Origin of the sequence: Streptomyces sp. CGMCC 4.7035, assembly GCF_031583065.1 — a bacterium.
GTDB classification, from domain to species: domain Bacteria; phylum Actinomycetota; class Actinomycetes; order Streptomycetales; family Streptomycetaceae; genus Streptomyces; species Streptomyces yaanensis.
The window spans coordinates 2700671-2723615 of record NZ_CP134053.1 but is presented as its reverse complement, the minus strand read 5'-3'; the positions used below and the strand labels follow the sequence as shown (position 1 = coordinate 2723615).

At 70.8% G+C, this 22945-nt stretch carries 16 protein-coding genes and 1 pseudogene; 14 read left to right on the top strand and 3 right to left on the bottom strand.

All coding sequences use genetic code 11. The features are described from left to right. Positions 1-258: 258 nt before the first annotated feature. The 5 genes and pseudogenes from Q2K21_RS11410 to Q2K21_RS11385 all read left to right on the top strand — a co-directional run. Positions 259-497 (top strand): annotated as a pseudogene (locus Q2K21_RS11410) (RNA polymerase subunit sigma-24); the annotation flags it as partial. Positions 498-660: 163 nt separating this feature from the next. Then, positions 661-912, top strand: coding sequence for an ATP-binding cassette domain-containing protein (locus Q2K21_RS11400; protein WP_386275971.1), 252 nt, complete (start codon positions 661-663; stop codon positions 910-912). A 711-nt stretch (positions 913-1623) separates the two neighbouring features. Beyond that, positions 1624-4407 carry a helix-turn-helix transcriptional regulator gene (locus Q2K21_RS11395; protein ID WP_310769573.1) on the top strand — a complete coding sequence of 928 codons (2784 nt, stop codon included), beginning with the start codon at positions 1624-1626 and terminating at the stop codon, positions 4405-4407. Between the two features lie 492 nt (positions 4408-4899). Further along, a complete protein-coding gene (locus tag Q2K21_RS11390) occupies positions 4900-5163 on the top strand; it encodes a CopG family transcriptional regulator (protein WP_310769571.1) in 264 nt (87 codons plus the stop codon). Next, on the top strand, positions 5160-5573 hold the full coding sequence (locus Q2K21_RS11385; RefSeq protein ID WP_310769569.1) for a PIN domain-containing protein: 414 nt from the start codon (positions 5160-5162) through the stop codon (positions 5571-5573). The genes Q2K21_RS11390 and Q2K21_RS11385 overlap by 4 nt, the downstream gene beginning before the upstream one ends. 304 nt (positions 5574-5877) lie before the next feature. On the opposite strand, the gene Q2K21_RS11375 is transcribed toward Q2K21_RS11385, so the two are convergent. Both Q2K21_RS11375 and pdxR read right to left on the bottom strand, forming a co-directional pair. After that, complete coding sequence (locus Q2K21_RS11375) at positions 5878-6600, bottom strand: amidohydrolase family protein (protein ID WP_310780847.1); 723 nt, start codon at positions 6598-6600, stop codon at positions 5878-5880. A 636-nt stretch (positions 6601-7236) separates the two neighbouring features. Then, the gene (gene pdxR / locus Q2K21_RS11370; RefSeq protein WP_386275972.1) at positions 7237-8886 is read right to left on the bottom strand and encodes a MocR-like pyridoxine biosynthesis transcription factor PdxR; all 1650 of its coding nucleotides are present in this window, start codon (positions 8884-8886) and stop codon (positions 7237-7239) included. Positions 8887-8907: 21 nt separating this feature from the next. On the opposite strand from pdxR, the gene Q2K21_RS11365 reads away from it, so the two are divergent. The 4 genes from Q2K21_RS11365 (at position 8908) to Q2K21_RS11350 (ending at position 13383) form a co-directional block, all read left to right on the top strand. Further along, a complete protein-coding gene (locus Q2K21_RS11365) occupies positions 8908-9855 on the top strand; it encodes a DMT family transporter (RefSeq protein WP_310769565.1) in 948 nt (315 codons plus the stop codon). Positions 9856-10091: 236 nt separating this feature from the next. Then, positions 10092-10673, top strand: a complete 582-nt coding sequence (locus Q2K21_RS11360) for a hypothetical protein (protein ID WP_310769563.1) — start codon at positions 10092-10094, stop codon at positions 10671-10673. A gap of 300 nt (positions 10674-10973) precedes the next feature. Then, positions 10974-12383 (top strand): YVTN family beta-propeller repeat protein, encoded by a 1410-nt coding sequence (locus Q2K21_RS11355; protein WP_310769561.1) that lies wholly within the window; start codon positions 10974-10976, stop codon positions 12381-12383. Between the two features lie 187 nt (positions 12384-12570). Next, entirely contained in the window at positions 12571-13383 is an 813-nt protein-coding gene (locus Q2K21_RS11350) for a peptidase (protein ID WP_310769558.1), read from the top strand. Positions 13384-13553: 170 nt separating this feature from the next. On the opposite strand, the gene Q2K21_RS11345 is transcribed toward Q2K21_RS11350, so the two are convergent. Continuing rightward, entirely contained in the window at positions 13554-15944 is a 2391-nt protein-coding gene (locus Q2K21_RS11345; protein ID WP_310769556.1) for an excinuclease ABC subunit UvrA, read from the bottom strand. A 390-nt stretch (positions 15945-16334) separates the two neighbouring features. On the opposite strand from Q2K21_RS11345, the gene Q2K21_RS11340 reads away from it, so the two are divergent. The 5 genes from Q2K21_RS11340 (at position 16335) to Q2K21_RS11320 (ending at position 22932) form a co-directional block, all read left to right on the top strand. Further along, positions 16335-18194 carry a M1 family aminopeptidase gene (locus Q2K21_RS11340; protein ID WP_310769554.1) on the top strand — a complete coding sequence of 620 codons (1860 nt, stop codon included), beginning with the start codon at positions 16335-16337 and terminating at the stop codon, positions 18192-18194. Positions 18195-18347: 153 nt separating this feature from the next. Then, entirely contained in the window at positions 18348-19148 is an 801-nt protein-coding gene (locus tag Q2K21_RS11335) for a MerR family transcriptional regulator (RefSeq protein WP_310769551.1), read from the top strand. Then, complete coding sequence (locus Q2K21_RS11330; RefSeq protein ID WP_310769549.1) at positions 19145-20356, top strand: glycosyltransferase; 1212 nt, start codon at positions 19145-19147, stop codon at positions 20354-20356. Before Q2K21_RS11335 ends, Q2K21_RS11330 begins: the two co-directional genes overlap by 4 nt. Before the next feature lie 110 nt (positions 20357-20466). Then, the gene (locus tag Q2K21_RS11325) at positions 20467-21753 is read left to right on the top strand and encodes an MFS transporter (protein ID WP_310769547.1); all 1287 of its coding nucleotides are present in this window, start codon (positions 20467-20469) and stop codon (positions 21751-21753) included. A 150-nt stretch (positions 21754-21903) separates the two neighbouring features. Further along, positions 21904-22932 carry an Acg family FMN-binding oxidoreductase gene (locus Q2K21_RS11320; protein ID WP_310769545.1) on the top strand — a complete coding sequence of 343 codons (1029 nt, stop codon included), beginning with the start codon at positions 21904-21906 and terminating at the stop codon, positions 22930-22932. Positions 22933-22945 lie beyond the last annotated feature (13 nt).

The window sequence follows — 22945 nt, the reverse complement described above, 5'->3', positions numbered from 1 at the left end:
GTGACTCCGACGAAGCCGCGCCGGGTCAGGGATCGTGCAGAATTTTCGCTGTCCATTTTTCTTCGCACTCCGATGGAATAACTCATCACGTCCTGCAACACCTGCGAGCCAGGGAGGCCAGGACCGTGATAGGCCGCTTCTGGATCACCGCGGCCGGATATCACCATGGTGCGTAATGAAAGCGGCGGCCGGTATCAGTCACGTGACTGAGAGGGAAACGCCGTTGAAGTCGCACAGAAGCCGCCTGCTTACCGACACGGCCACTTGATCGTCGGGGAATATTTCGGAGGCATGTGGACGATCGCTGCGCGCCGGCTCGTGGACGCGTTCCGGCGCCGGGCGCACCACGCGACCGCGGGCCGCCGCGCCGTCCGCAGCCGAGGAGGCGTTGCTTGCGGCTGCCGTCACCGGTGACCCGATGACCCGGTGACGCGCTGCGACTGCTGGCGCCGGAACTGGAACTGAGAGACGTACAGCAGGCCATGGTGCTCGACGGGCCAGGATCGAGATGCGGAGGACGCCCCCCTTGGCCCTGCGGGCGGAGGACCTGCCCGTGTGGGGGCTTGTCTTCGTGCTCGGCACAGGTGTCGTGATCGCTCGCAGGTACGCGTACTCCGTGCTGGGAGCCCATCGTTGACCATCGGAACGGAACATCGGAGTATGCCCGCGTTGAGCGCGGCCGAGATCGCACCGATGCCCTACGTCCGGGAGATCCGGGCCGCCTGGCTGAAGGTGAGGGCCGACAGGAAACGGATGGCCGTCGACGAGCTCGAACTGGCGCTGGGTACCGGCATACACGGGCTGCTGGGCCCCAACGGGGCGGGCAAGAGCACGCTGAACCGGACGGTGGCCACCGTCATGCAGACGTCGCTGGGCCGCACGGAGACGGACACGGCGGCATGCTGGACTTGACGGCCGGGTGATCGCCCGCCACCCCGCGCCCCTGCCGGTCCGCCGACGGCGCCTTCCTCGTGCCCGTCAGCTCGGCGGTGAGACGACCGGCCGTCGAGGTCACTTGGCCACTGGGGCATCGAGTACGGCCGGTACATTGCGCAAGGGGACTGCGCGGTCTGCTCAGCAGCCGTCGTGCCTACGAGACCCCTCTGCAGGGCGGGCAGCTGAGGACCGAAGTGTGCGGGTAAGGCGGCAGGTCCGGCCGGCCGGGGGCAGAGCACGGACTGGGGGCGGAGAGCCGCCGGTTGCCCAGCGGGTCGTGCATCACCCGGCGTATCTCGACGCATCCGTCGGCGGGCCGGAGGTTTCCTTGGGCGGCTCGTTCACCCGGGGCCGTGCTCCTCGCGAGAGCCGCCTGCCGGGCGTGGGCGGGATCGGCTGTGCCATCGATGACATAGAAGTGCTGTACGAGCCGACCGCACGAAGTGTGGAACGCGAGCCCTACCAGCCATGACCCTTCGGTGACCATGGGAAGCCCCTTCCCAAGAAGATTTCCGGCCTCGCCTCTCGATTCTGGCCGCGGCCGCGCGGCACCGGTATGCGTCACGTGACTGCACCGTGCGCCTGGGTCCGAAAACACAGCGCAGGACCGATCGCACACGCCCCCGTGGGGCGGGGCAGAGGTAAGCGCACGCTATTATCTGAGGAATCTCAATTCCTGGAGCATCCGTGAAAAATGGTGGACGCGCTCAAGGGAACTGGCGCCCGAATCACGATCTCGGACTGCCGGTGGTGGGCCGGGAAACCGAGACTGCGGAAATCATGCGGCGTATCGCCGCTGACCGGTCCCACAGCGAGGTACTTGTCCTCACGGGCGACCCCGGTGCCGGCAAGAGCATACTGCTCGACCTCGCGGTGGAACGTACGCGGAGTGCGGGCCATCGGGTGCTGCGCGCGGTCGGCAGTGAGTCCGAGTCGCACCTCGCGTTCGCCGGCCTTCACCAGATGCTCCGCCCGGTGCTCGGCGAGTTGGACAGCCTGCCGTCACGGCAGCGCTCCTCGCTGCGGGCCGCGCTGGGGCTGGATGAACACGCAGAGACGCCCGATGCCATGCTCGTCGGTCTGGCGGTGCTGACCCTGCTGTCGGATCTGGCGGAACCGGCACCGCTGCTCGTGGTGGTCGATGACGCCCAGTGGATCGACCGTGCGTCACTGGACGCTCTCTCCTTCGTGGCCCGGCGCATGGACAGTGAGCCCGTCACGCTGCTGGTGGGGGTGCGTGCCGCGGACGCGCTGCCCGGGTTCGACAAGGGATACGAGCGCCTGGAGCTCGGGCCGCTGAGCGGTGAGGCGGCGAACCGGTTGCTCGATGAGCAGCCCGACCGACCCACTGGCCGCACCCGCGTGCGCATCCTCCAGGAGGCGGCGGGCAATCCGCTGGCCCTGGTCGAGCTCGCCCGCGCCACCGCGAGCCGGCAGGTCGCAGGCAGCGGAGTGGAGGGACCGCTGCCCGTCACCGACCGGCTGGAAGGGATCTTCGCGCGGCACGTGGAGCTCCTTCCGGAAGCGACCCGCCGCGCCCTGCTGCTGCTCGCGGCCGCTGACGCGGCAGATGCGCCGGTGGCCTCGCGGGGTCTGCCCGAGGCGGAGGACACGGTGTGGCTGCCCGCCGAACAGGCCGGTCTCGTACGACAGGACAGCGCCGGGATCTCCTTCCGTCACCCGCTCATCCGCTCGGCGGTCTACCACGCCGCGTCCTTCGAGGAACGCAGGCAAGCACACCTCGCGCTCGCCCGGCTGCTGGGTGAGGAACCCGACCGCCGCGCCTGGCATCTCGCCGCCGCGACCGTGCGTCCTGACGAGGAGGTGTCGGCGGTCCTCCTGGAGACGGCCGGCCGAGCCCGGCGCCGGGGCGGCCATGCGGCCGCAGCCGCCGCTCTGGAGCGCGCCGCAGAACTCAGCCCGCGCCGCGTGGACCAGGCACGGCTGCTGGCCGATGCCGCGGACATGGCCGTCTTCACCGGTCAGCTCGGCTGGGTGGAACACCTGGCGGGCGAGGTACGCAAGCGCAGTGACGACCCGGCGTTGATCAGCAGGGCCGCACTGGCCACGGGACAGCTCATGACCATGGGCCCACACCACTCGGCGGCCTTCGCGCTGCTGGCGCGGATCGCCGACGAGGCAGCGAGCGCCCGGTCACCCCGCCTGCTGGACGCCCTCGCCGCGGCGGCGGTGGTCCGCTACTACTCGGGGGAGGAGTCCCAACGGCAGCGGATCGAGGCCCTGCTCTCCGGTATGCCAGGCTCTCCTGCCGGGGGTGCGCTGCGCGCCTGGGTACTGGCCGTGTCCGACCCCGGCGGCGCGGGAGCGTCCCTCGCCCCGGCGCTGCCAGGGCTCATCGCCGAGGCCAAGGACGACCCCAGGACTCTGACCGCGCTCGCCATTGTGGCCTGGCTCCTCGACCAGACCACCCTCGCCACCAGGACCTTCGACGAGGCGTTCGGTCGTTGGCAGGCCCATGGCCCGCTGCCGGCCGGACTGGGCTGTGCCGCCGGCTGGGCCTATCTGGAACAGGGCCGGTGGGCGGAGGCCCGCTCGGTGGCCGCCGAGATCGCGGTGGTGGCCTCGCAGGCCGGACTGGACCACGCCGAGGCGTGCGCGCGTGCGCTCGACGCGACAGTCCTCGCCCTGCTCGGCGAGACGGGCGACGCACGCCGGAATGCCGAGCAGGCACTGGCCCTGGTGGATCCGCTGGAAAGCCGGTCGGTCGCGGTCTTCGCCCGCCGGGCCCTGGGTCTGGCCGCAGTGGCCGAGGGCGACTACGACACCGCGTACACGCAGTTCCGCTCGGCCTTCACCGACGACGGCGACCCGGTGCACTACCACGTCTCGTACACCGTGCTGGCCGAACTTGCCGCGGCGGCCGTCCGCCGGGGCCAGCGGGAACACGCCGCCGAACTGCTGGAGCGTGCGGGGCGGCGCCTGGGCAGCGGCATGTCGGCCCGGGTCACCGCACTGGTCGGCCGGGGCCGCGCGCTGCTCGCGGAACCGGAGCACGCCGAACCGTACTTCCGGGCGGCGCTGGCGGACACCACGGGCGAGCAATGGCCGTTCGAACGGGCGCAGACCCGGCTGGACTACGGCGAGTGGCTGCGCAGGCAGCGCCGCATCGCCGAGGCCCGCCCGCTGCTGAACGCGGCACTCGACACCTTCCAGCGACTCGGCGCGCGGCCCTGGATCGAACGGGCGAAGGCGGAGCTGCGAGCCGCCGGCATCGAAGCGAGCGGTGCCGTGCCCAGTGCGTTCGCCGAACTCAGCCCGCAACAGCAGCAGATCGTCCAGCTCGCGGCCCGTGGCCTGACAAACCGTGAGATCGGCGAGAAACTGTTCCTCTCCCCGCGTACGGTCGGCTCCCACCTCTATCGGGTGTTCCCCAAGCTGGGCATCACCGCCCGATCGCAGCTCCGCGACGTGCTGGAAGGCACCCTGTCGGGTGTCGGCGCCCCGAGCTGACCTTCGCCGCGGGACGGCGATCACACCGGATCGCCGTCCCGGGCCACTGGTGGTTCAGAGGATCCTGATCCAGCTCGCGCTGACCCCACCCGGGTGGTTCGCCCAGGTGTCGAGGGGCAGGGACACGGTTCCGGCGTTGGCGAAACACAGATCGTAGGTGGGCCGGCCGGCCTGGTGGCAGTGACCTGCAGATAGTCGCTCGGCCCGCATCCGACCTGATTGATCGCGAATGCTTCCGGCGCGCTGACGTGATGTTCGGTGCCGTCAACGGCCAGACCAAGGCCTGCTACACCGCCCCGGCCGGCGACCGCCTGTGCCTCCCAGGACGGCACCTGCGCCTTCACCGGCCGGCGACCATACCGGCGGCCGCCGGAGACACCCTGGTGCGCGGCGTAAGCAGGAGTCCACTCAACCCGCGAAACCGACTTCCGTGTTCGCTTCGACATGACCGGGAGGTCGGCCCTCCGGAGGATGCAAGGTAGGATAGGTGGCATGAGCGAGCCTACCGGCAAGTATTCGATCACCATGCCGCGCGACATCGCCGAGGCCGCCAAGGCCCGCAGCGGCCCCTCCGGCCTGTCCGCCTACGTTGCCGCCGCCGTCGCGCGACAGATCGAACGCGACAACCTCAACGAACTCATCCAGGTCGCCGAGGCCGAGCACGGGCCCGTCACGGACGAGGAGATCCAGGCCCTGCGCGATCAGCTCCACCAGGCCCGAGAGCAGCAGACAAAGGGCGGGGCGAACGCAGCGTGACCCGCTCCCCCGCCGTCCCCGGCGGCACCCTCGTCCTCGACAGCGAAGGACTGGCCAAGGCCGTCCTGCGCGACCGCACGGTCACTGCCTGGCTCGCCCTCGCCCGCGCCGACGACCTCCGAGTGGTCACCTCCGCGGCCACCCTTGTGGAAGTGGTCCACCCCCGGATCAACCGCCCGGCCCTGGAATGGACACTGTCCCGACTCGTCGTCGAACCGGTCTCTGAGCCCATCGCCCGCCATGCCGCCGCCCTCCTCGCCGACGCCGGCCTGCACGGCCACAAGTACGCCATCGACGCCATGCTCAGCGCCACCGCCCTCGCCGCCCCCGGCCCAGCCACAATCCTCACCTCGGATCCCGAGGACCTGACCGCGCTGTGCGGCGGACGGGCCACCGTGGTCAAGATCTGACCCGGTCCCCTCGTCATAAGCGCAGCATTTTTTTGGACCAGCGGCCACTGATGTATGACATCGGCACCGATGAGCACCAGATCGGCGCCGGCCACCTCCAGCGACCGAGCAGCCCTGGCCAGCGCCTCTCCGGCCTCTGACCAGCGGCCTCGAACCTGGAGTTGTTCGATCTCAGCAGAGTCGACTGAGTAAATCAGGCACGGGGCCGAGTGGAGGCCCCAAGCCGTGCGCGGGTGAGCCCATTAGGCGACACCTGCTCTCCGTTGCTGCACCGGACCGGCTCGTTGGTGATCGCGCCGGCGTACTACTCGATGCCACCTCCGCATACGAAGAGGCGCCCGGCGAACTGGAGTCCGCTCGGCAGACCCGGTGTCGCCGCTGTCGGAACGCTGATCGCAGGCAGCGGCCGACCCGGGCCGACCGGGTTCATCGCCTGCTGCCAGTCCTTGGCGGGGATCTTCGAGCGCAGGTACTCCAGGGACTGCTCGACCAGGTGCCGGGCGCGGCGGCGCGCGTCCACACCGATGAGGGTGCCGCGGTGCTTGAGTACCCGCCCGTTCACCAGCACCGTGTCCACATCGGCGCGTTCGGCCTGGAAGACGATGTGACCGGCCGGGTTGTTGACGGGGGTCATCGTCGGTGTGCCGGTGCGGAGCAGGACGAGGTCCGCGCGCTTGCCCGGGGCGATCGAACCGATGGGGCGGTCCAGGCCGAGTGTCCGTGCGCCGCCGATCGTGGCGTACTCAAGCACGTCTTGGGCGCGCAGTGCGTTGCTGGTCAGTGACTTCTCGGCTTCGTGGGCGCGCAGGTGGGCAAGTCCCCGGCCGGCGTTCAGGGTGGCACGCATGGCGGAGAAGATGTCGCTGCTCCACCACACCACGGTGTCCTGGGACAGCGAGACGGGGATGCCGTACTGGCGTGCCTTCGCGGTGGGCGGGTATCCCTGCCCGGCGTTGAGTTCGCTCTCCGCCGAGAGGGACAGGTGGGCGCCGCTGTCGGCGATGCGCCGGTAGGAGTCGTCGCTCAGCGAGGCGGCGTGGACCAGGGTGGTCGACGGTGCCAGCGCCTTGTTCTCCTCCAGAAAGCGTATGTTGTCGTCGCCGACGAACCCGAACAGGCCGGCGTGGGTACTGAACGGCAGGTCGAGGTCGCGGGTGTGCTTCAGGGCGCTGACGGGCGTCGTCGGTGTTGGCGTAGATGTCGAAGGCCACCTGCATGGTGACGAGTTGGTCGGTATCGGCGAACCGCTCCTTGAGCATCTTGTCGATGCGCCCGTCGTACACCCAGCTCAGATCGGGGGCGAAGGCGTTGCTGCAGCCGAACCGGGCGCGTCCCGGTACGGCGAACAGCGCGTCCACTGCGGCGTCGGCGTGCTCGGGGGTGCGCAGTCCGTGCGACCAGTCCGTGATCGTGGTCACCCCGTCGTTGACGGCCTCGACCATGCCCAGGTAGTTGGCCGCGTAGATGTCCTCCGGACGGAACAGCGGCCCCCACTTCATGAGCATCCACTCCACGTACCGGGCCAGGGTCCAGCCCGCCCCCACGCTCCGCATCGCGGCCTGCCACATGTGCTGGTGGGTGTTGACGAAGCCGGGCAACAACAGGGCCCCGGCTGCGTCGATCACGGTGGCACGGTGTTGCTTACTCCCCCGGCGGCGCCCCCTCATGAAAGTCGGCCTCGCAGGGCGGCACCGAGGAGAGCGATGCCCTCCTCGATCTCGTGGGCGGGGCCCGCCGCGTAGCCGAGTACCAGGCCGGGCGGGCCCGGGCTGATCCGGTGCCAGGACAGCGGGTGCACCTTGACGCCCCGGTCGAGGGCAGCCGCGGCGAGGTCGACGTCGTCGAAGCCACGGCCGCGCACCCCGCCAGGCCGGTCTTCGAAGGTGACCATGAGGTGCAGTCCGGCGGCCGCCCCGTGCACGCGGGCACCGGGCAGGTGTTCCTCGACGGCCCGCAGCATCACGTCCCGGCGCCGACGGTGGCGCCGCCGGACATGGCGCAGGTGCCGTTCCAGCTCCCCCGAGTCCATCAGTCGGGCGAGGACGAGCTGGGTGAGGATGCCGTTGCCCAGGTCGGCGTACCGCTTGGCGGCCACGACGGCGTCCAGCCGGTCCGGTGGTACGAGGAGCCACCCGACCCGGAGCGCGGGCGCGAGCAGTTTGGAGACGCTGCCCGCGTAGCAGACGCCTTCGGGCATGAGCGAGCGCAGCGCCGGCACCGGCGGCCGGTCGTAGCGGTGCTCGGCGTCGTAGTCGTCCTCGATCACCACCCCGCCGTCGGCCGCCCAGCTCAGCAGCTCGCGGCGGCGTTCCCCGTCGAGGACGACGCCGGTGGGGAACTGATGGGCCGGAGTCAGCAGCACCGCCCGGGCGCCACTGGCGCGCAGCGCACCGACGTCGAGGCCGCCGGCGTCCACGGGAACGGGCACGACCGTGTGGCCGCCGTACTCCAACTGCTGGCGCGCCCCGAGCGATCCGGGGTCCTCGACGGCGATGCGGCGGATTCCGTCCTCCCGCAGGATCTGGCCGAGCAGGCCCAGGGCCTGCGCCACACCCGCGACCACCACGACCTCGGCCGGGTCGGCGCGGATGCCACGGTTGCGGGCCAGCCAGCCGACGACGGCCCGGCGGAGGGCGGGGGCGCCCTGGGGGTCGCCGTAGCCGAAGTCGGCCGGGGTGACGCTCGCAAGGACGGCGCGTTCGGCGCGCAGCCAGCCGGCGCGGGGGAAGGCGGCAAGGTCGGGGACGCCCGGGGAGAGATCGATCCGGCAAGGCAGTGCGCGCAGGGCGTCGACCACGCCCTCGCGGTCGGCCGAGCCGAAGAGCGCGGGCCCGGGCCCCGTGCCGGGGGCGGGGCCGCCCCGGGACGCGGCGGGCGCCGCCACGACCACCGTGCCGAGCCTGCCGCGGCCGGCGATCTGTCCGGACTCGGCGAGCCGCCGGTAGGCCTCGGTGACCACGCCCCGGGTGACGCGCAGCTCGTCGGCGAGCACCCGGCTGGCCGGCAGCCGCGCTCCGACGGGCAGCCGGCCGTCGGCGATGGCCGACCGCAGCCGGTCGGCGAGCCAGGCGGTGCGTCCACCGGGCGGCGCCTGGCCGATGTCCAGCTGGAGGAAGTCCGAACCGGGGGTCGGCGTGCCGTCCGCCGGGGTGCGCGGGGCCGCCGTCGACCCCGAGGCCCGCGGCTCATCCAGGGCCGGCGGCGTGCTCGCGGGGCACGCGTGCGACACCGGTCCGGGGGCCGGATCAGGCATCGGGCCGGGGCGTTTGGACCCCTCGCTCGGCGGGGTTGTGGACCTGCCCATGACGTCCATTGTGACGGCAGGGTGGACGGCATGGACACACCTTCCGCTTCGTTCGCCCCGCTCGTCCCCGGCATGGTCGGCATGGTGCTCGTCGGCAGCAGCGTCACCATTTCGCACACCCTCGTCGATGCCCCGCTGTTCACCGCCCAGGCCGTCCGGTACGCGGCCGCCGCCGTGATCCTGCTGGTCATGGCCCGGCTCGCGGGGGCCCGTATGGTCTGGCCGCGAGGCCGGGAATGGCTGTGGCTGGCCGGAATCGCGGTCACCGGGCTGGCCCTGTTCAACGTGGCCGTGGTCCGGGGCGTCGCACACGCGGAGCCCGCGGTGGTCGCCGTCGCGGTGGCCTGCGCGCCGGTGGTGCTCGGTGTGGCCGGCCCGCTGCTGGAGCGTCGGAGGCCGAGCCGGCAGGTCCTGCTGGCAGCGCCCGTCGTCGTGGCAGGCGCGGTGCTGGTGGAGGGGACCGGCCGGACCGACGCCGTCGGGGTGGCCTGGGCGGCGCTGGCCCTTGGCTGCGAGGCCGCGTTCACGCTGCTCGCGGTGCCGGTGCTGCGGCGGCACGGCTCGTGGGGGGTGTCCGTGCACACGGTCTGGCTGGGTGGCGTGATGCTGGCCGTCCTCGGCTGGACGGTGGAAGGGCCGTCGGCCGCACGGGAGTTGTCCGCGGCACAGTGGGCGGCCGTCGGCTACCTGGCGCTGCTGGTGACGGCGGTCGCCTTCGTGCTCTGGTACTCGACGGTGCGCACCGTCGGGGCCGGGCGGGCCGGGCTGCTCACAGGCATCGCGCCACTCGCCGCGGCGGCCGCCGGAGCCGTCTCGGGCAGCGGCGCGCCAGGGCGGTCGGTATGGCTGGGCATCGCCGTGGTGATCGCCGGTCTGGTCGGGGGCCTGCGGCCCCGTGACGTTGCCGCCATGGACATCACGGATACGGATCGCCAGGGCGCGGCGGCACGCCCGTCCACCTCGGTGCGCTCCAGGTAGCGGCGCGATGGTCGGCCGGGGAGTGCTTTCGGGGGCATGACCGGGCCCCACCGCGCTTCCACCCAGCTCATGTCCTGCGCCGACCCCAACACCTGCGTCGTCGACGCTCTCGCAGACAGGATCAGCGAAGCGTTCGAGCGCGTCCTCGCCTCCGACGTGCGCTACCGGTGCGTGGTCGACACCTCCACGCCGACCCGAGTCACGAATAATCAGCTTTTATGACATATCGTGCGCGTATGACAAGCGGCAACAGCACTGGAATGTCACTGGCGAGATGCGCCATCCTCGCGGCGGGTGCGGTCGCCGCGCTCGGTGCCACGCCGGCCGGCGCAGGCGGCACCGCGGACGGCGTGGATGGTGTGGACAGCGCGGACACCTGGGTGGGTTTCGAGGTGGTCGCGCCGGGGGGCCTGTATGTATCGGCTCCCTGCGCCGCCGCACTGTCCGATGCATGGCCGGGACACATGGCCCATGGCCGCCTCGGCGAGGTTCGCGTCACCGACGAGCGGGCCGCGCGGGATGCCGCTTGGACAGCCACCGTCACCGTGAGCCAGGACTTCACGGCCGGTTCACCTGACTCCGATGAGACGATCTCCCGAAGTCACGTGGTCTACCGCCCCGGAGCGGCGATCGATGCGTTCAACGGGCCATTCACGCCGGGTCACCCCGGGCGCCTGACCACCTTCCGCATGGCGTTCAGCCATCCGAGCGGTTCCGGCAGCAACTCCGTCACCTGGAACCCCACCCTGATCGTCCATGTGCCCGCCGCCGGGGTGGCCGACGTCTATCGCGGCACGGTCACGCATTCAGTGGCTTGAGGCCCGCAGGCAGACCGCCCCTATTCCCAGGGACTTATTCGGCATATAAGACGAATACGACACGCGTTATTTCTCTATTTCGGTTATTGCAGTAACAATCCCCATAAATTGATCTCCGAGTCATCGCAGATGATCTCGGCGCCTTGCCATGCGCGGGCGCCATCGTCATGAACGCGGAGGTCTCCGTTGCTCGGACACCGGGCTTATCGGCCGGAATTGGGTGGCCGCCCCGAGGGGCGGCCCGGGAGATGGTTCGGACGGCGAAAGGGGGGTAAACCCGCACCGGCCAGGCGACGGGCCATGGTGGGTTTGACGGCGATGGCCTCGCTGACGCTGCCCGTCGTCGCCGCGCCTCCCGCAGCCGCCGCCCCGTCGAACTACCTCTATGTGGTCAATTCCACCGACGACACAGTTTCGGTGATCAACACCACGAACGACACCGTCGGTGCCCCTCCCATCGCTGTCGGCACCACTCCGACATGGGTGGCGATCGCGCCGAACGGCACCAAGGCCTATGTCACGAACAGCGGCTCCGACGACGTGTCAGTGATCAACACCGCGGACAACACCGTCAGCGCCACCATCGCCGTCGGCGACGAACCCCGAGGGGTGGCCTTCACCCCTGACGGCACGAAGGCCTACGTGGTCAATACCCTCGACGGCACCGTCTCGGTGATCAACACGGCCACCAATGCCGTCACCGGCACCATCACCGTCGGCAACACCCCCGTGGGGGTGGCCGTCACCCCCAACGGTGCCAAGGCCTACGTCGCCAACCTCAACGCCAACAACCTGTCGGTGATCGACACCGCCACCGACACCGTCACCGGCACCGTCCCCGTCGGCCAGAATCCCTCCACGATCGCCATCACCCCCAACGGCGCCAAGGCCTACGTCACGAACAACACGTCGAACGACGTATCGGTGGTCGATACGGCCACCGACACTGCCGGTACCCCCATCGCTGTCGGCACGGCTCCCCGAGGGGTGGCCGTGACCTCCAACGGTTCCAAGGCCTATGTCGTGAACAACGGCTCGAACAGTGTGTCGGTGATCAACACCACCACCGATGCCGTCTCCTCCACCATCACCACCAACATCGGCGCCAGCCCGAGCGGGGTGGCCATCACCGCGAACGGCGCCAAGGCGTACATCACGAACACCGGCCCCGGCAACGTGTCGGTGATCGACACCTCCACCGACACGGCCAGCCCCACCCTGCTCACCGTCGGCGGCGGTCCGCTCGGAGAGGCGGCCTCCCCGGACCAGGGGGACACGGTGACCACCTTCCAGGTCTCCCCCACGGACGGTCTGACCATCGGCGTTCCCACGTCGGCCACCCTGAGCCAGGTCACTCCGGGCAACACCGCCACCGGTCAGCTCGGCCAGGTCACGGTGACCGACGAGCGTTCGCTGGCCGATGCCAGCTGGGTGGCCACCGCCTCCCTGACCGATGCCTTCACCACCACCGGTGGCAGCCCCATCACCGGCAGCGCGACGACCTACACACCCGGAGCGGCCATCACCTCCGTCAACGGGCCGTTCACTCCGGGCACGGCGGGAACGCTCGCCTCCGCCCGGACCGCGTTCAGCAAGCCGAGCGGTTCCGGCAACAACTCCGTCACCTGGAACCCCACCCTGGACGTCGCCGTGCCCGCGGCCGCGGTCGCCGGCATCTACACCGGGACGGTGACCCATTCTGTGGCGTGAACCGTCGCCTCAGCACCGGCCCTTCACTCTGATCGCCGCCGCGGCTCCTGCCGCGGCGGCGATCGCCCTGGGTGTCCTCACTCCGGCCGGCATCACCTCGGCGACAGCAGTGGACAGGAAGCCGGAATCCATCGGTATCCGGCTCCTCGAAGCGCCCGTGGCGCGGCGGAACGACCCACGGGCACGGATGTACATCGTCGACCATCTCAAGCCGCGCATGACGATCAAGCGCAGCATCGAGATCGCCAACAAATCGTCCGCCGCACGCCGCATCGACCTGTATCCGGCCGCCGCCTCCATCAAGAACAACGGGTTCACCTTCGCCGCGAAGCGCACACCCAACGAACTGACCGGGTGGATCAGCGTCAAACCAGCCATCGCCGTCCTGAAACCGCACTCGAAATCCAAGGCCAAAATCACGATCAAGGTGCCGCGGACCGCACAGGCCGGAGAGCGCTACGCCGTCGTATGGGCCGAAAGCGGCGCGGCGGCGGACGCCACCCACAACATCGGCAGCATCAACCGCGTGGGGGTGCGGATCTACCTGGACATCGGGCCCGGCGGAGAGCCCCTCTCGGACTTCGAGATCGAGAAGATGAAAGGCACGCGTGACAAACAAGGCCGCCCCAGCCTTGTCGCGGCCGTCCGCAACCCGGGCAGGCGAGCGGTGGATCTGAACGGGACACTCGACCTTCGTGACGGCCCCGGCGGCGTCAGCGCGGGCCCGTTCCGAGCGGCCTCCGGTATCACACTCGCCCCGCACGGAACGGGCATCGTCACCGTTCCCCTCGATCCACGCCTGCCCGACGGTCCTTGGAAAGCCAAGCTGACGCTGCGGAGCGGCACAGTGGAGCGGACCAGTACGGCAACCGTGACGCTTGCCAAGGAGAAGGCCGCCAGATCTCGCGCACCCCTCTACGCCGCAGCCGCCGCAGCCACGGCCCTGGCCGCCTGCGTACTCGCCCTGGTGATCCGACGCCATCAGCGCAAGAGCCGATAGACGATGGCCGGCCGCCTGCACCACAAGCAGCCGAAGGAAACGTCATTCCCGAAGGGCGGCCCCGCACACCTCGAGCGGGGCGCCCCGGCACCGGATCGAAGCGATGCACTCGGTGATGCCGGGTAGTGCCGGCATCCTCCTCCGTCCCACGGTGTCCCCGACGGCCCCGGTCAGCTGCCGACGTAGGCCGCGAGGTGCTCTCCGGTGAGGGTGGAGCGGGTGGCGACGAGGTCGGCGGGGGTGCCCTCGAAGACGATCCGGCCGCCGTCGTGTCCGGCGCCGGGGCCGAGGTCGATGATCCAGTCGGCGTGCGCCATGACCGCCTGGTGGTGCTCGACGACGATGACCGACTTGCCGGAGTCGACGAGCCGGTCGAGCAGGCCGAGCAGCTGCTCGACGTCGGCGAGGTGCAGGCCGGCGGTCGGCTCGTCGAGGACGTAGACGCCGCCCTTCTCGGCCATGTGCGTGGCCAGCTTGAGCCGTTGCCGCTCGCCGCCGGAGAGCGTGGTGAGCGGCTGCCCGATGGTGAGGTAGCCGAGCCCGACGTCGGCCAGCCGCTGCAGGATCCGGTGGGCCGCCGGGGTGTGCGCCTCGCCGGCGCCGAAGAACTCCTCGGCCTCGGTCACCGACATCGCCAGCACCTCGCTGATGTCGCGACCGCCCAGGTGGTAGTCGAGGACCGACGCCTCGTACCGCTTCCCGTCGCACTCCTCGCAGGTGGTGGCGACCCCGGCCATCATCGCCAGGTCGGTGTAGACGACGCCGGCGCCGTTGCAGGTCGGGCAGGCGCCCTCGGAGTTGGCGCTGAACAGCGCGGGCTTCACGCCGTTGGCCTTGGCGAACGCCTTGCGGATCGGGTCGAGCAGTCCGGTGTACGTCGCCGGGTTGCTGCGGCGCGAGCCGCGGATCGCGGTCTGGTCGATCGACACGACACCCTCCCCGGCCGGAATCGACCCGTGCACGAGCGAGCTCTTGCCGGAGCCGGCGACGCCGGTGATGACCGTGAGGACGCCGAGCGGGACGTCGACGTCGACTTCGCGCAGGTTGTGCGTCGTGGCGCCGCGGATCTCCAGCGTGCCGGTGGGCTTGCGCACCGCGTCCTTGACGGCTGCCCGGTCGTCGAAATGGCGGCCGGTGAGGGTGCCGCCTGTCCGCAGCCCCTCGACGGTGCCCTCGTAGCAGACGGTGCCGCCCGCCGTGCCGGCGCCGGGGCCGAGGTCGACGACGTGGTCGGCGATCGCGATCACCTCCGGCTTGTGCTCCACCACGAGCACCGTGTTGCCCTTGTCCCGCAGCCGCAGCAGCAGGTCGTTCATCCGCTGGATGTCATGGGGGTGCAGGCCCGTGGTGGGCTCGTCGAAGACGTAGGTGACGTCGGTGAGCGAGGAGCCGAGGTGACGGATCATCTTGGTGCGCTGTGCCTCGCCGCCCGACAGCGTGCCCGCCGGCCGATCGAGCGAGAGATAGCCGAGGCCGATCTCCACGAACGAGTCGAGAGTCTGCTGCAGCGTGGTGAGCAGCGGCGCCACCGACGGCTCGTCGAGGCCGCGAACCCAGTCGGCCAGGTCGCTGATCTGCATCGCGCACGCGTCGGCGATGCTGATCCCCTCGATCTTCGACGACCTGGCCCCTTCGCTCAGCCGGGTGCCGTCGCAGTCGGGGCAGGTGGTGAAGGTGACCGCCCGGTCCACGAACTCCCGGATGTGCGGCTGCATCCCCTCCCGGTCCTTGGCGAGCATCGACTTCTGGATGCGCGGGATCAGCCCCTCGTAGGTCATGTTGATGCCCGCGATCTTCATCCTGGTCGGCTCGCGGTGAAGGAAGTCGTGCAGCTCCTTCTTGGTGAACTTGCTGATCGGCTTGTCCGGGTCGAAGAAGCCCGACTCGATGTAGAGCCGGGAGTTCCAGCCGCCCCCCTTGTAGCCGGGGACGGTGATCGCGCCCTCGTTGAGCGACTTGGAGTCGTCGTAGAGCTGGGTGAGGTCGAGATCCGTGACGGTGCCCCGGCCTTCGCAGCGCGGACACATGCCACCGGTGATGCTGAAGCTGCGACGCTCCTTCACGGTCTGCCCGGCGCGCTCCAAGGTGACCGCACCGGCTCCGCTGATCGAGGCGACGTTGAAGGAGAACGCCTTGGGCGAGCCGATGTACGGCTTCCCGAGCCGGCTGAAGAGGATCCGCAGCATCGCGTTGGCGTCGGTGGCGGTGCCGACCGTGGAGCGGGGGTCGGCACCCATCCGCTGCTGGTCGACGGTGATCACGGTGGTCAGCCCGTCGAGGACGTCGACCTCGGGCCGTGCCAGCGTCGGCATGAAGCCCTGCACGAAGGCGCTGTAGGTCTCGTTGATCAGCCGCTGCGACTCCGCGGCGATCGTGTCGAACACCAGCGAGCTCTTGCCCGAGCCGGAGACACCGGTGAACACCGTCAGCCGGCGCTTCGGGATCTCGACGCTGACGTCCTTGAGGTTGTTCTCGCGCGCGCCGTGCACGCGGATCAGCTCGTGACTGTCGGCAACGTGCGGCGCCGGCGACTGGGTGTCCGTCCTCGGGGCCATGCTCATCGTGTCTCCATCTCTCGGGCGGGCCGGTTGCGCAGCACCCCACGGTAGGACCGGTCGGCCACACGGGTGGCTCCGGTGGGCATGGGGCTGATCTCCATGACTGTCAGGCTAGGTGCGGCTCGGCCGCCGGCGCTTCTCGATTCCTGATCGGTCCGGTCACCTGGCCCGCAGCGGGAGCGGGACCACTTTTACCCAACTTGATGGCATGCCCTTGTCAAATCTGTCAGGCTTTCCGGCAGCCGTCGCCCCGTCTCCGGGCGGACGCGGCGGACATCTCTCCCCAACGATCACACAACCGATACGCGACGCCACGGCCCGCCTCCGGCACACCCATGCCGGCCCGGCGGCCACCGAGCAGGCCGGAACCCGGCCGCCGCAAAGGAGTTTCGTGTGAGACCAACCCCCCGCAACGCCCTCGCCGCGAGCGCACTCGCCGTCGCGGCGACGGCTGCCTTCTCCCTCCCCGTCGCCGCCGCGGCAGCCGCGCCGGACGCGGCTCCCGTGGCCGCCGCCTGCACCCCGGCCCAAGTGGTCACCAATGGCGGCTTCGAGAGCGGGACTTCACCCTGGAGCCAGTCCGCGACCACCGTGATCACCAGCCGCTCGGGGCAGACCGCCCACGGCGGCACCAGCTTCGCCTGGCTGGACGGTGTCGGCAGCACGCACACCGACACCCTCTCGCAGTCCGTCACGATCCCCACCGGGTGCAGCAGCGCCACCCTCACCTTCTGGCTGCACATCGACACCGCCGAGACGACCTCGTCCACCGCGTACGACAAGCTGACGGCGAAGATCGGCAGTACGACGCTGGCGACGTACTCGAACCTCGACAAGAACACCGGGTACGCGCAGAAGTCGTTCGACGTCTCGGCGTTCGCGGGCCAGACCGTGACCGTCGCCTTCACCGGTACCGAGGACTCCAGCCTCCAGACGAGTTTCGTCGTCGACGACGTCGCCCTCGACACCTCGGGCGGCACGACCCCGCCGGCGGACTCCACCCGCACCCCGGCCGCACCCTCGTACACCGTCAGCCTGAGCGGCAACACGAGCGGCACCGTCTGGACCGGCCACGAGAGCGTGGCCTTCACCAACGCCTCCTCCACCGCGCTCAGCGAGGTGTATCTGCGGCTGTGGGACAACTACCACGGCACCTGCTCCGCCCCGCCGATCACGGTCAGCAACGTCACCGGCGGGACAGCCGGTGCCCTGTCCGTCGCCTGCACCGCCCTCCACATCGACCTGCCGACGCCCCTCGCCCAGGGGCAGACCGCCACGATCGGCTTCGACCTGGGCATCACCGTCCCGAGCGGCGCCGACCGGTTCGGCTACGACGGGGCCTACAGCTTCATCGGCAACGCCCTGCCCGTTCTCGCGGTCAAGGACGGGGCGGGCTGGCACCTGGACCCGTACACCAACAACGGCGAGTCGTTCTACTCCCTGGCCGCCGACTTCAAGGTGACCCTCGACCATCCCAGCACCCTGCTGGTGCCGGCCACCGGCACCTCGGTCGACACCCCCGGCTCCAGCGGACGCACGATCACCACGGCCACCGCCTCCAAGGTGCGTGACTTCGCCTGGGCGGCCGGTCCCTTCACCAAGATCTCCGGCACCTCGACCGCCGGCACCCCGATCAACGTCTACTCCGTCTCGGGCATCAGCTCCGCCAACGCACAGTCGATGCTCACCACCGCCAAGACCGCCGTGGACGCCCACGCGTCACGGTTCGGCGCCTACCCGTACGGCGAGCTGGACGCGGTGCTCGACAACAACTTCTGGTTCGGCGGCATGGAGTACCCGGGCTTCGTCCTCGACCTGGTCAGTACCACGGCCCTCACCCACGAGATCGGCCACCAGTGGTGGTACGGAATCGTCGGCGACGACGAGTACAACAGCCCCTGGCTCGATGAGGCGTTCACCGACTACGCCACCGACCTGGCCCTGAACAAGACGGGCACCAACTGCTGGAGCAGCGTCTCCTGGGCGTCGTCGGCCGAGAAGATCACCAACTCGATGGCCTACTGGGACGCCCACTCCTCCCGGTACTCCACCGTCGTCTACGGCTACGGCAAGTGCGCGCTGCACGATCTGCGACGCGTCCTCGGTGACACGGCCATGGCCAAGTTGCTGAAGGACTACGCCACCGCTCACTGGTACGGCGTCTCGACCACGGCCGAGTTCAAGGCGGCCGCCCAGGCCGCCACGACCACGGACCTGACCTCGTTCTGGACCACTCACCGCATCGAAGGCTGACCCGGCACCGGTGCGCCGCGGTGGGCGCCTCCTGGCGTCACCCGCGGCGCACCCGTGAGCGCTGTCACGAGCCACCTCGCGCAGCCCGCGAAGCCGAGTTGACCCTCCCCTTACGTAAGGCTTGAAGCTGTGGGCCGACGAAAGGGCAGGTTCATGAGCTACTCCGTGGGGCAGGTCTCGGCTTTTGCCGGCGTGACGGTGCGTACGCTGCATCACTACGACAAGGCCGGGCTGCTCTCACCCAGCGGCCGCAGCCACGCCGGCTACCGGCTCTACAACGACGCCGACCTGGGCCGTCTCCAGCAGATCCTCTTCTACCGCGAGCTCGGCTTCTCCCTGGACGACATCGCCGCGATCCTCAAGGATCCGCAGGCGAACGCACTGGAGCAGCTGCGGGCCCGCCAGCGGCAGTTGAGTGAGGAGATCGCCAGGCTCCAGCAGCTCGCCGAGGTGGCGGAACGGGCCATCGAGGTCCAGCAGACCGGGGTGTCCCTGACTCCTCAGGAACGCTTCGAGGTCTTCGGTGAGATCACCTTCGACCTGAGCTACGCCACCCAGGCAGAGCTGAAGTGGGCGCACTCGGAGGGACAGCGCGAGGCGATGGCGCGCGCGGCCGCGCACACCAAGGAGGACTGGCGGCAGCTCATGGGCGAGGCCGCCGCCTGGCGCGCGGAGCTGCTCGCGGCCTTCGACGACGGGGAGCCGAGTGACGGCCAGCGGGCCATGGACCTCGCCGAGGAGCACCGCCTGCACATATCGCGCTGGTTCACCTCCTGCCCGTCCGCCATGCACCGGCGCATCGCGGACGACTTCGTCGCCGACGCACGCGCCTTCGCCCTGGTCGTGCCGCCGTCGCAGCAACGCCCGGGCCTGGCCGCCTATACGTGCAAGGCCGTCCACGCCAACGCGGCCCGCCACGCGGGCGGCCGTGCCGACTGCGAGGAGGTCCGATGAGGATCCTGATCGCCGCGGCCGGATCGCGCGGCGACGTCGCGCCCTACACCGGCCTGGGCGCCGCACTGCGCCGGGCCGGGTACGACGTCGCCCTCGCCACCACGGACGCCTTCGCGCCCCTCGTGCGCGACGCCGGGCTGGAGTTCCGCGGTCTGCCCGCCGACGCACAGGGGCGCGGCAGCGTGGCAGGCAAACGTGAATTGATGCGCGCCGCCACCGCGTTCGTCACCGAGCTGGGCCAGGGGTTCGCCGACGCGGTGGCCGACGGCACGGATCTGCTCCTGCTGTCGCCCACCACCGCCCAGCTCGGCTGGCATCTCACCGAGGCCACGGGCACGCCGAGCCTGGGCGTGTACCTCCAGCCCACCGCGCCCACCGGCGACTTCCCGCCCGTGGTGACGGGCTCCCGCTCGCTCGGCCGCCTCGGCAACCGCGCGGCCGGGCGCTTCGCCCTCCGCATGGCCGACCGTGTCTACGAGCAGGCGGTCGCGGAGCTGCGCCGCCGTCTGCGGCTGCCCGCGCTCTCCGCCTCCGCGATGCGCCGACGGCGGGAACGGGCGAACTGGCCCGTCCTGCACGGCTTCAGCACGGCGCTGGTGCCACGCCCGTCCGACTGGCGTCCCGGCCTGGAGGTCGTGGGTACCTGGTGGCCCCACCTCGACCCGGCCGAGCGGCTGCCCGCGCACCTGGAGGACTTCCTTCAGGCCGGGCCGCGGCCCGTGCTCATCGGCTTCGGCAGCATGGCGGCCGGAGACGGGGACCGGTTGAGCGAGATCGCCGTACGAGCGCTGCGGCGTGCCGGGCTGCGCGGGATTCTCCAGTCCGGCAGTGCCGGGCTCACGGCCGACGGCGACGACATCCTGACCATCGGGGACGTACCGCACGCCCTGCTGTTCCCACGCCTGGCCGCGGTGGTCCACCACGCGGGGGCGGGCACCACGGCGGCCGCCCTGCGCGCCGGTGTGCCCGCGGTGACCGTACCCGTGGCAGCGGACCAGCCGTTCTGGGCGGGACGACTCGCCGCACTCGGCGCCGCCACCGACCCGATCCCCTTCCGCTCCCTCACCGCCGAGCGGCTCGCCGACGCGCTGGACCGCGTCGTGCGGCAGCAGGCATACGCACGCGCCGCCGCGACCGCCGCACGGCACATGGCGGCCGAGGACGGCACGGGCCGGGCCCTTGAGGCCGTCCGGCAGCTGACGGGGTGAGCAGGGCGTCGGGTACTGCGGCTGGAGGGAAATTCAGGCGACCGGCAGGGGCGTCCTCCCTAGGATGGAGCGCTGCACACCCTGTCCTTCGTCACTGATTCGGTCATCGCGTGAAACCCTTGATCCCTGCCGTGCTGCGCGATGAGCCGCAGTTCGCCCGCCTGTTCGTCGGGCAGTCCCTGTCCGTGCTGGGCGATCGTGTGTCGTTCGTGGCGCTGCCCTTCGCGGTGCTCTCGATCGGCGGGTCCGCTTCCGACGTCGGGCTGGTGGCGGCCGCGGGGCTGCTGCCCATGCTGCTCTTCACCCTGGTGGGCGGGGTCCTGGCGGACCGTTTCCGGCGGCACCGCATCATGCTCGTCTCCGATCTGGTGCGGTTCGCCGCTCAGGGAATCCTTTCCGTACTGCTGCTGACCGGTGCGTGCGAGGTTCCGTATCTCGTCGTGCTGATGGTGCTGTTCGGCACCGCGGACGCGTTCTTCATGCCTGCTTCGACCGGGCTGATACCGCTGGTCGTCCCGCCCGAACGGCTGCGGGAGGCGAACGCCCTGCGAGGGTTCGTCCAGTCGTCCGGGCTGGTGGTGGGGCCCGCCCTGGCGGGTGGCCTGGTGGCGGTGGCCGGTCCGGGTGGCGCCCTGGCCCTGGACGCCGTGACCTTCGCCGTCAGTGCCGCGTTCCTGTCCCGGCTGACCGTCCGCGACACTACGCCCGAGCCGGCTCAGGTCGTCACCGGTGGCGCGTTCCTGGGGGAACTGCGCGCGGGTTGGGCACAGGTGCGTTCCCGGACGTGGGTCTGGGCGGGCATGGCCGCCATAGCGGTGTACCACGTGGTCATGCTGCCATCGGTGTTCGTGCTGGGACCTGTCCTGGCCGAACACGCCTGGGGCGGTGCGGCAAGCTGGTCGGTGGTGGTCGCGGCCTTCGGCATCGGCTCCATCGTGGGAGACGTGTGCGCATACCGGATCAAGATCGCGCGGCCCATGGCAGTGGCGGCCGCCGCGCTCGCCGTGGCCTCCTGCCAGGCGCTGATCATCGGCTCCGGCGCACCGCTCGTCCTCATCGCGGCACTCGAAGCGGTCACCGGCGTGGCCGTCTCCCTCTGCTTCGTTCTCTGGGAGACCGCCCTGCAGACCCACGTGCCCGAAGGTGCCCTGTCCCGTGTGAGCTCCTACGACCACCTGCTGACGGAAGGACTCATGCCTCTCGGTCTGGCCCTGGCCGGGCCGGTGTCCGCGTTCCTCGGTGTGCGGCCCACTCTGTACGCGATGACGCTCGTCGCGGTTCCCGCCGCGCTGGCACTGCTGTGCGTCCCTTCCCTGCGTCGCCTCCCTGCGCATGCGTCGAGCGCGACGGGCGGCGCCGCCGGGCCCCCTGTCGTCGCGGAGCCCAGCCGGCCGTGACGTTCCGGTCGTTGCGGCGTGCGCGGCCGCGTTCGGCAAGCCCGTCGGACCCCGGCTTCGGGCCCTTCGGATGGACCACTCAGCCCTCGCCCCGGACCGGGGGGACGGCGGAAGGTGGGCTGGACGAGGGAGCACGATGAAGGAGCGGTGATGCAGACACCGGAAGTCGACGGGGCTGCCCTGGAGACCTTGCTGTCAGCGGCCGTGGCGGCGCCGTCGATCCACAACACGCAGCCCTGGCGGTTCGGCATGGCCCCGGACACCCGGTCGATCGAGGTCCACGCCGACCGCGGGCGGCCGCTGGCGCTGGCCGACCCGGAACGACGCGCCCTGCACCTGTCCGTGGGCGCCGCCGTCTTCAACCTCCGCGTGGCCGCGGCGCATCTGGGCTGGAACCCCGTCGTACGGCTGCTCCCCGAACCGGGCGATCCCGACCTGCTGGCCACCGTGCGCCTGACCGGGCCCGGGCCGGACGGGCAGCCGTCGTACCGTGACCTGTACGAGGCCGTCGAGCGGCGCCACACCAGCCGCATGCCCTTCACCGGACGTCCGGTTCCGGAGCACATCGTGACGGAGATGATCACTGCCGCGCGGGCCGAGGGCGCGCACCTGGACGTCCCCGGCATCGTCGGGACCCGTCGTCTGCTGCGTCTGACCGCCGCGGCCGAGGCGCGCAACGCCGCCCACCCGGCCCGTACCGCCGAGGCCCGCACATGGATCACCGCCCCGCAGGCCCCCGCCCCCTACGGAATCCCGGTCACCGCCCTGGGCCCCCGGGAGGCGGCCGGACAGATGCCGGTACGGGACTTCACCGGCCCGCTGCCCGGCCTGCGCCTGCCCGCCCTGCGCTTCGAACGTCACGCGCAGGTCGCCCTGGTGTGGACCGTGCGCGACCGGCAGGAGGACTGGCTGCGGGCGGGTCAGGCGATGGAGCACGCACTGCTGGTGGCCACCCGGCACGGGGTGCGTACGTCGATGCTGCACCAGGCCATGGAGTGGCCGGACCTGAGGACGGCCATGGGCGGAGCCAGGCAGCGGTACTACCCCCAGCTGCTGATCCGTTTCGGATACGGCCCTGACGGCGGACGCACACCGCGTGCGTCCGCTCACCTCACGGCCCGTTCGACCGCCGGTCGGGAACCGACGGCACCCGGCGCGCGCGGCGAGCGGGCGGACTGATGCGCGGGCCCGT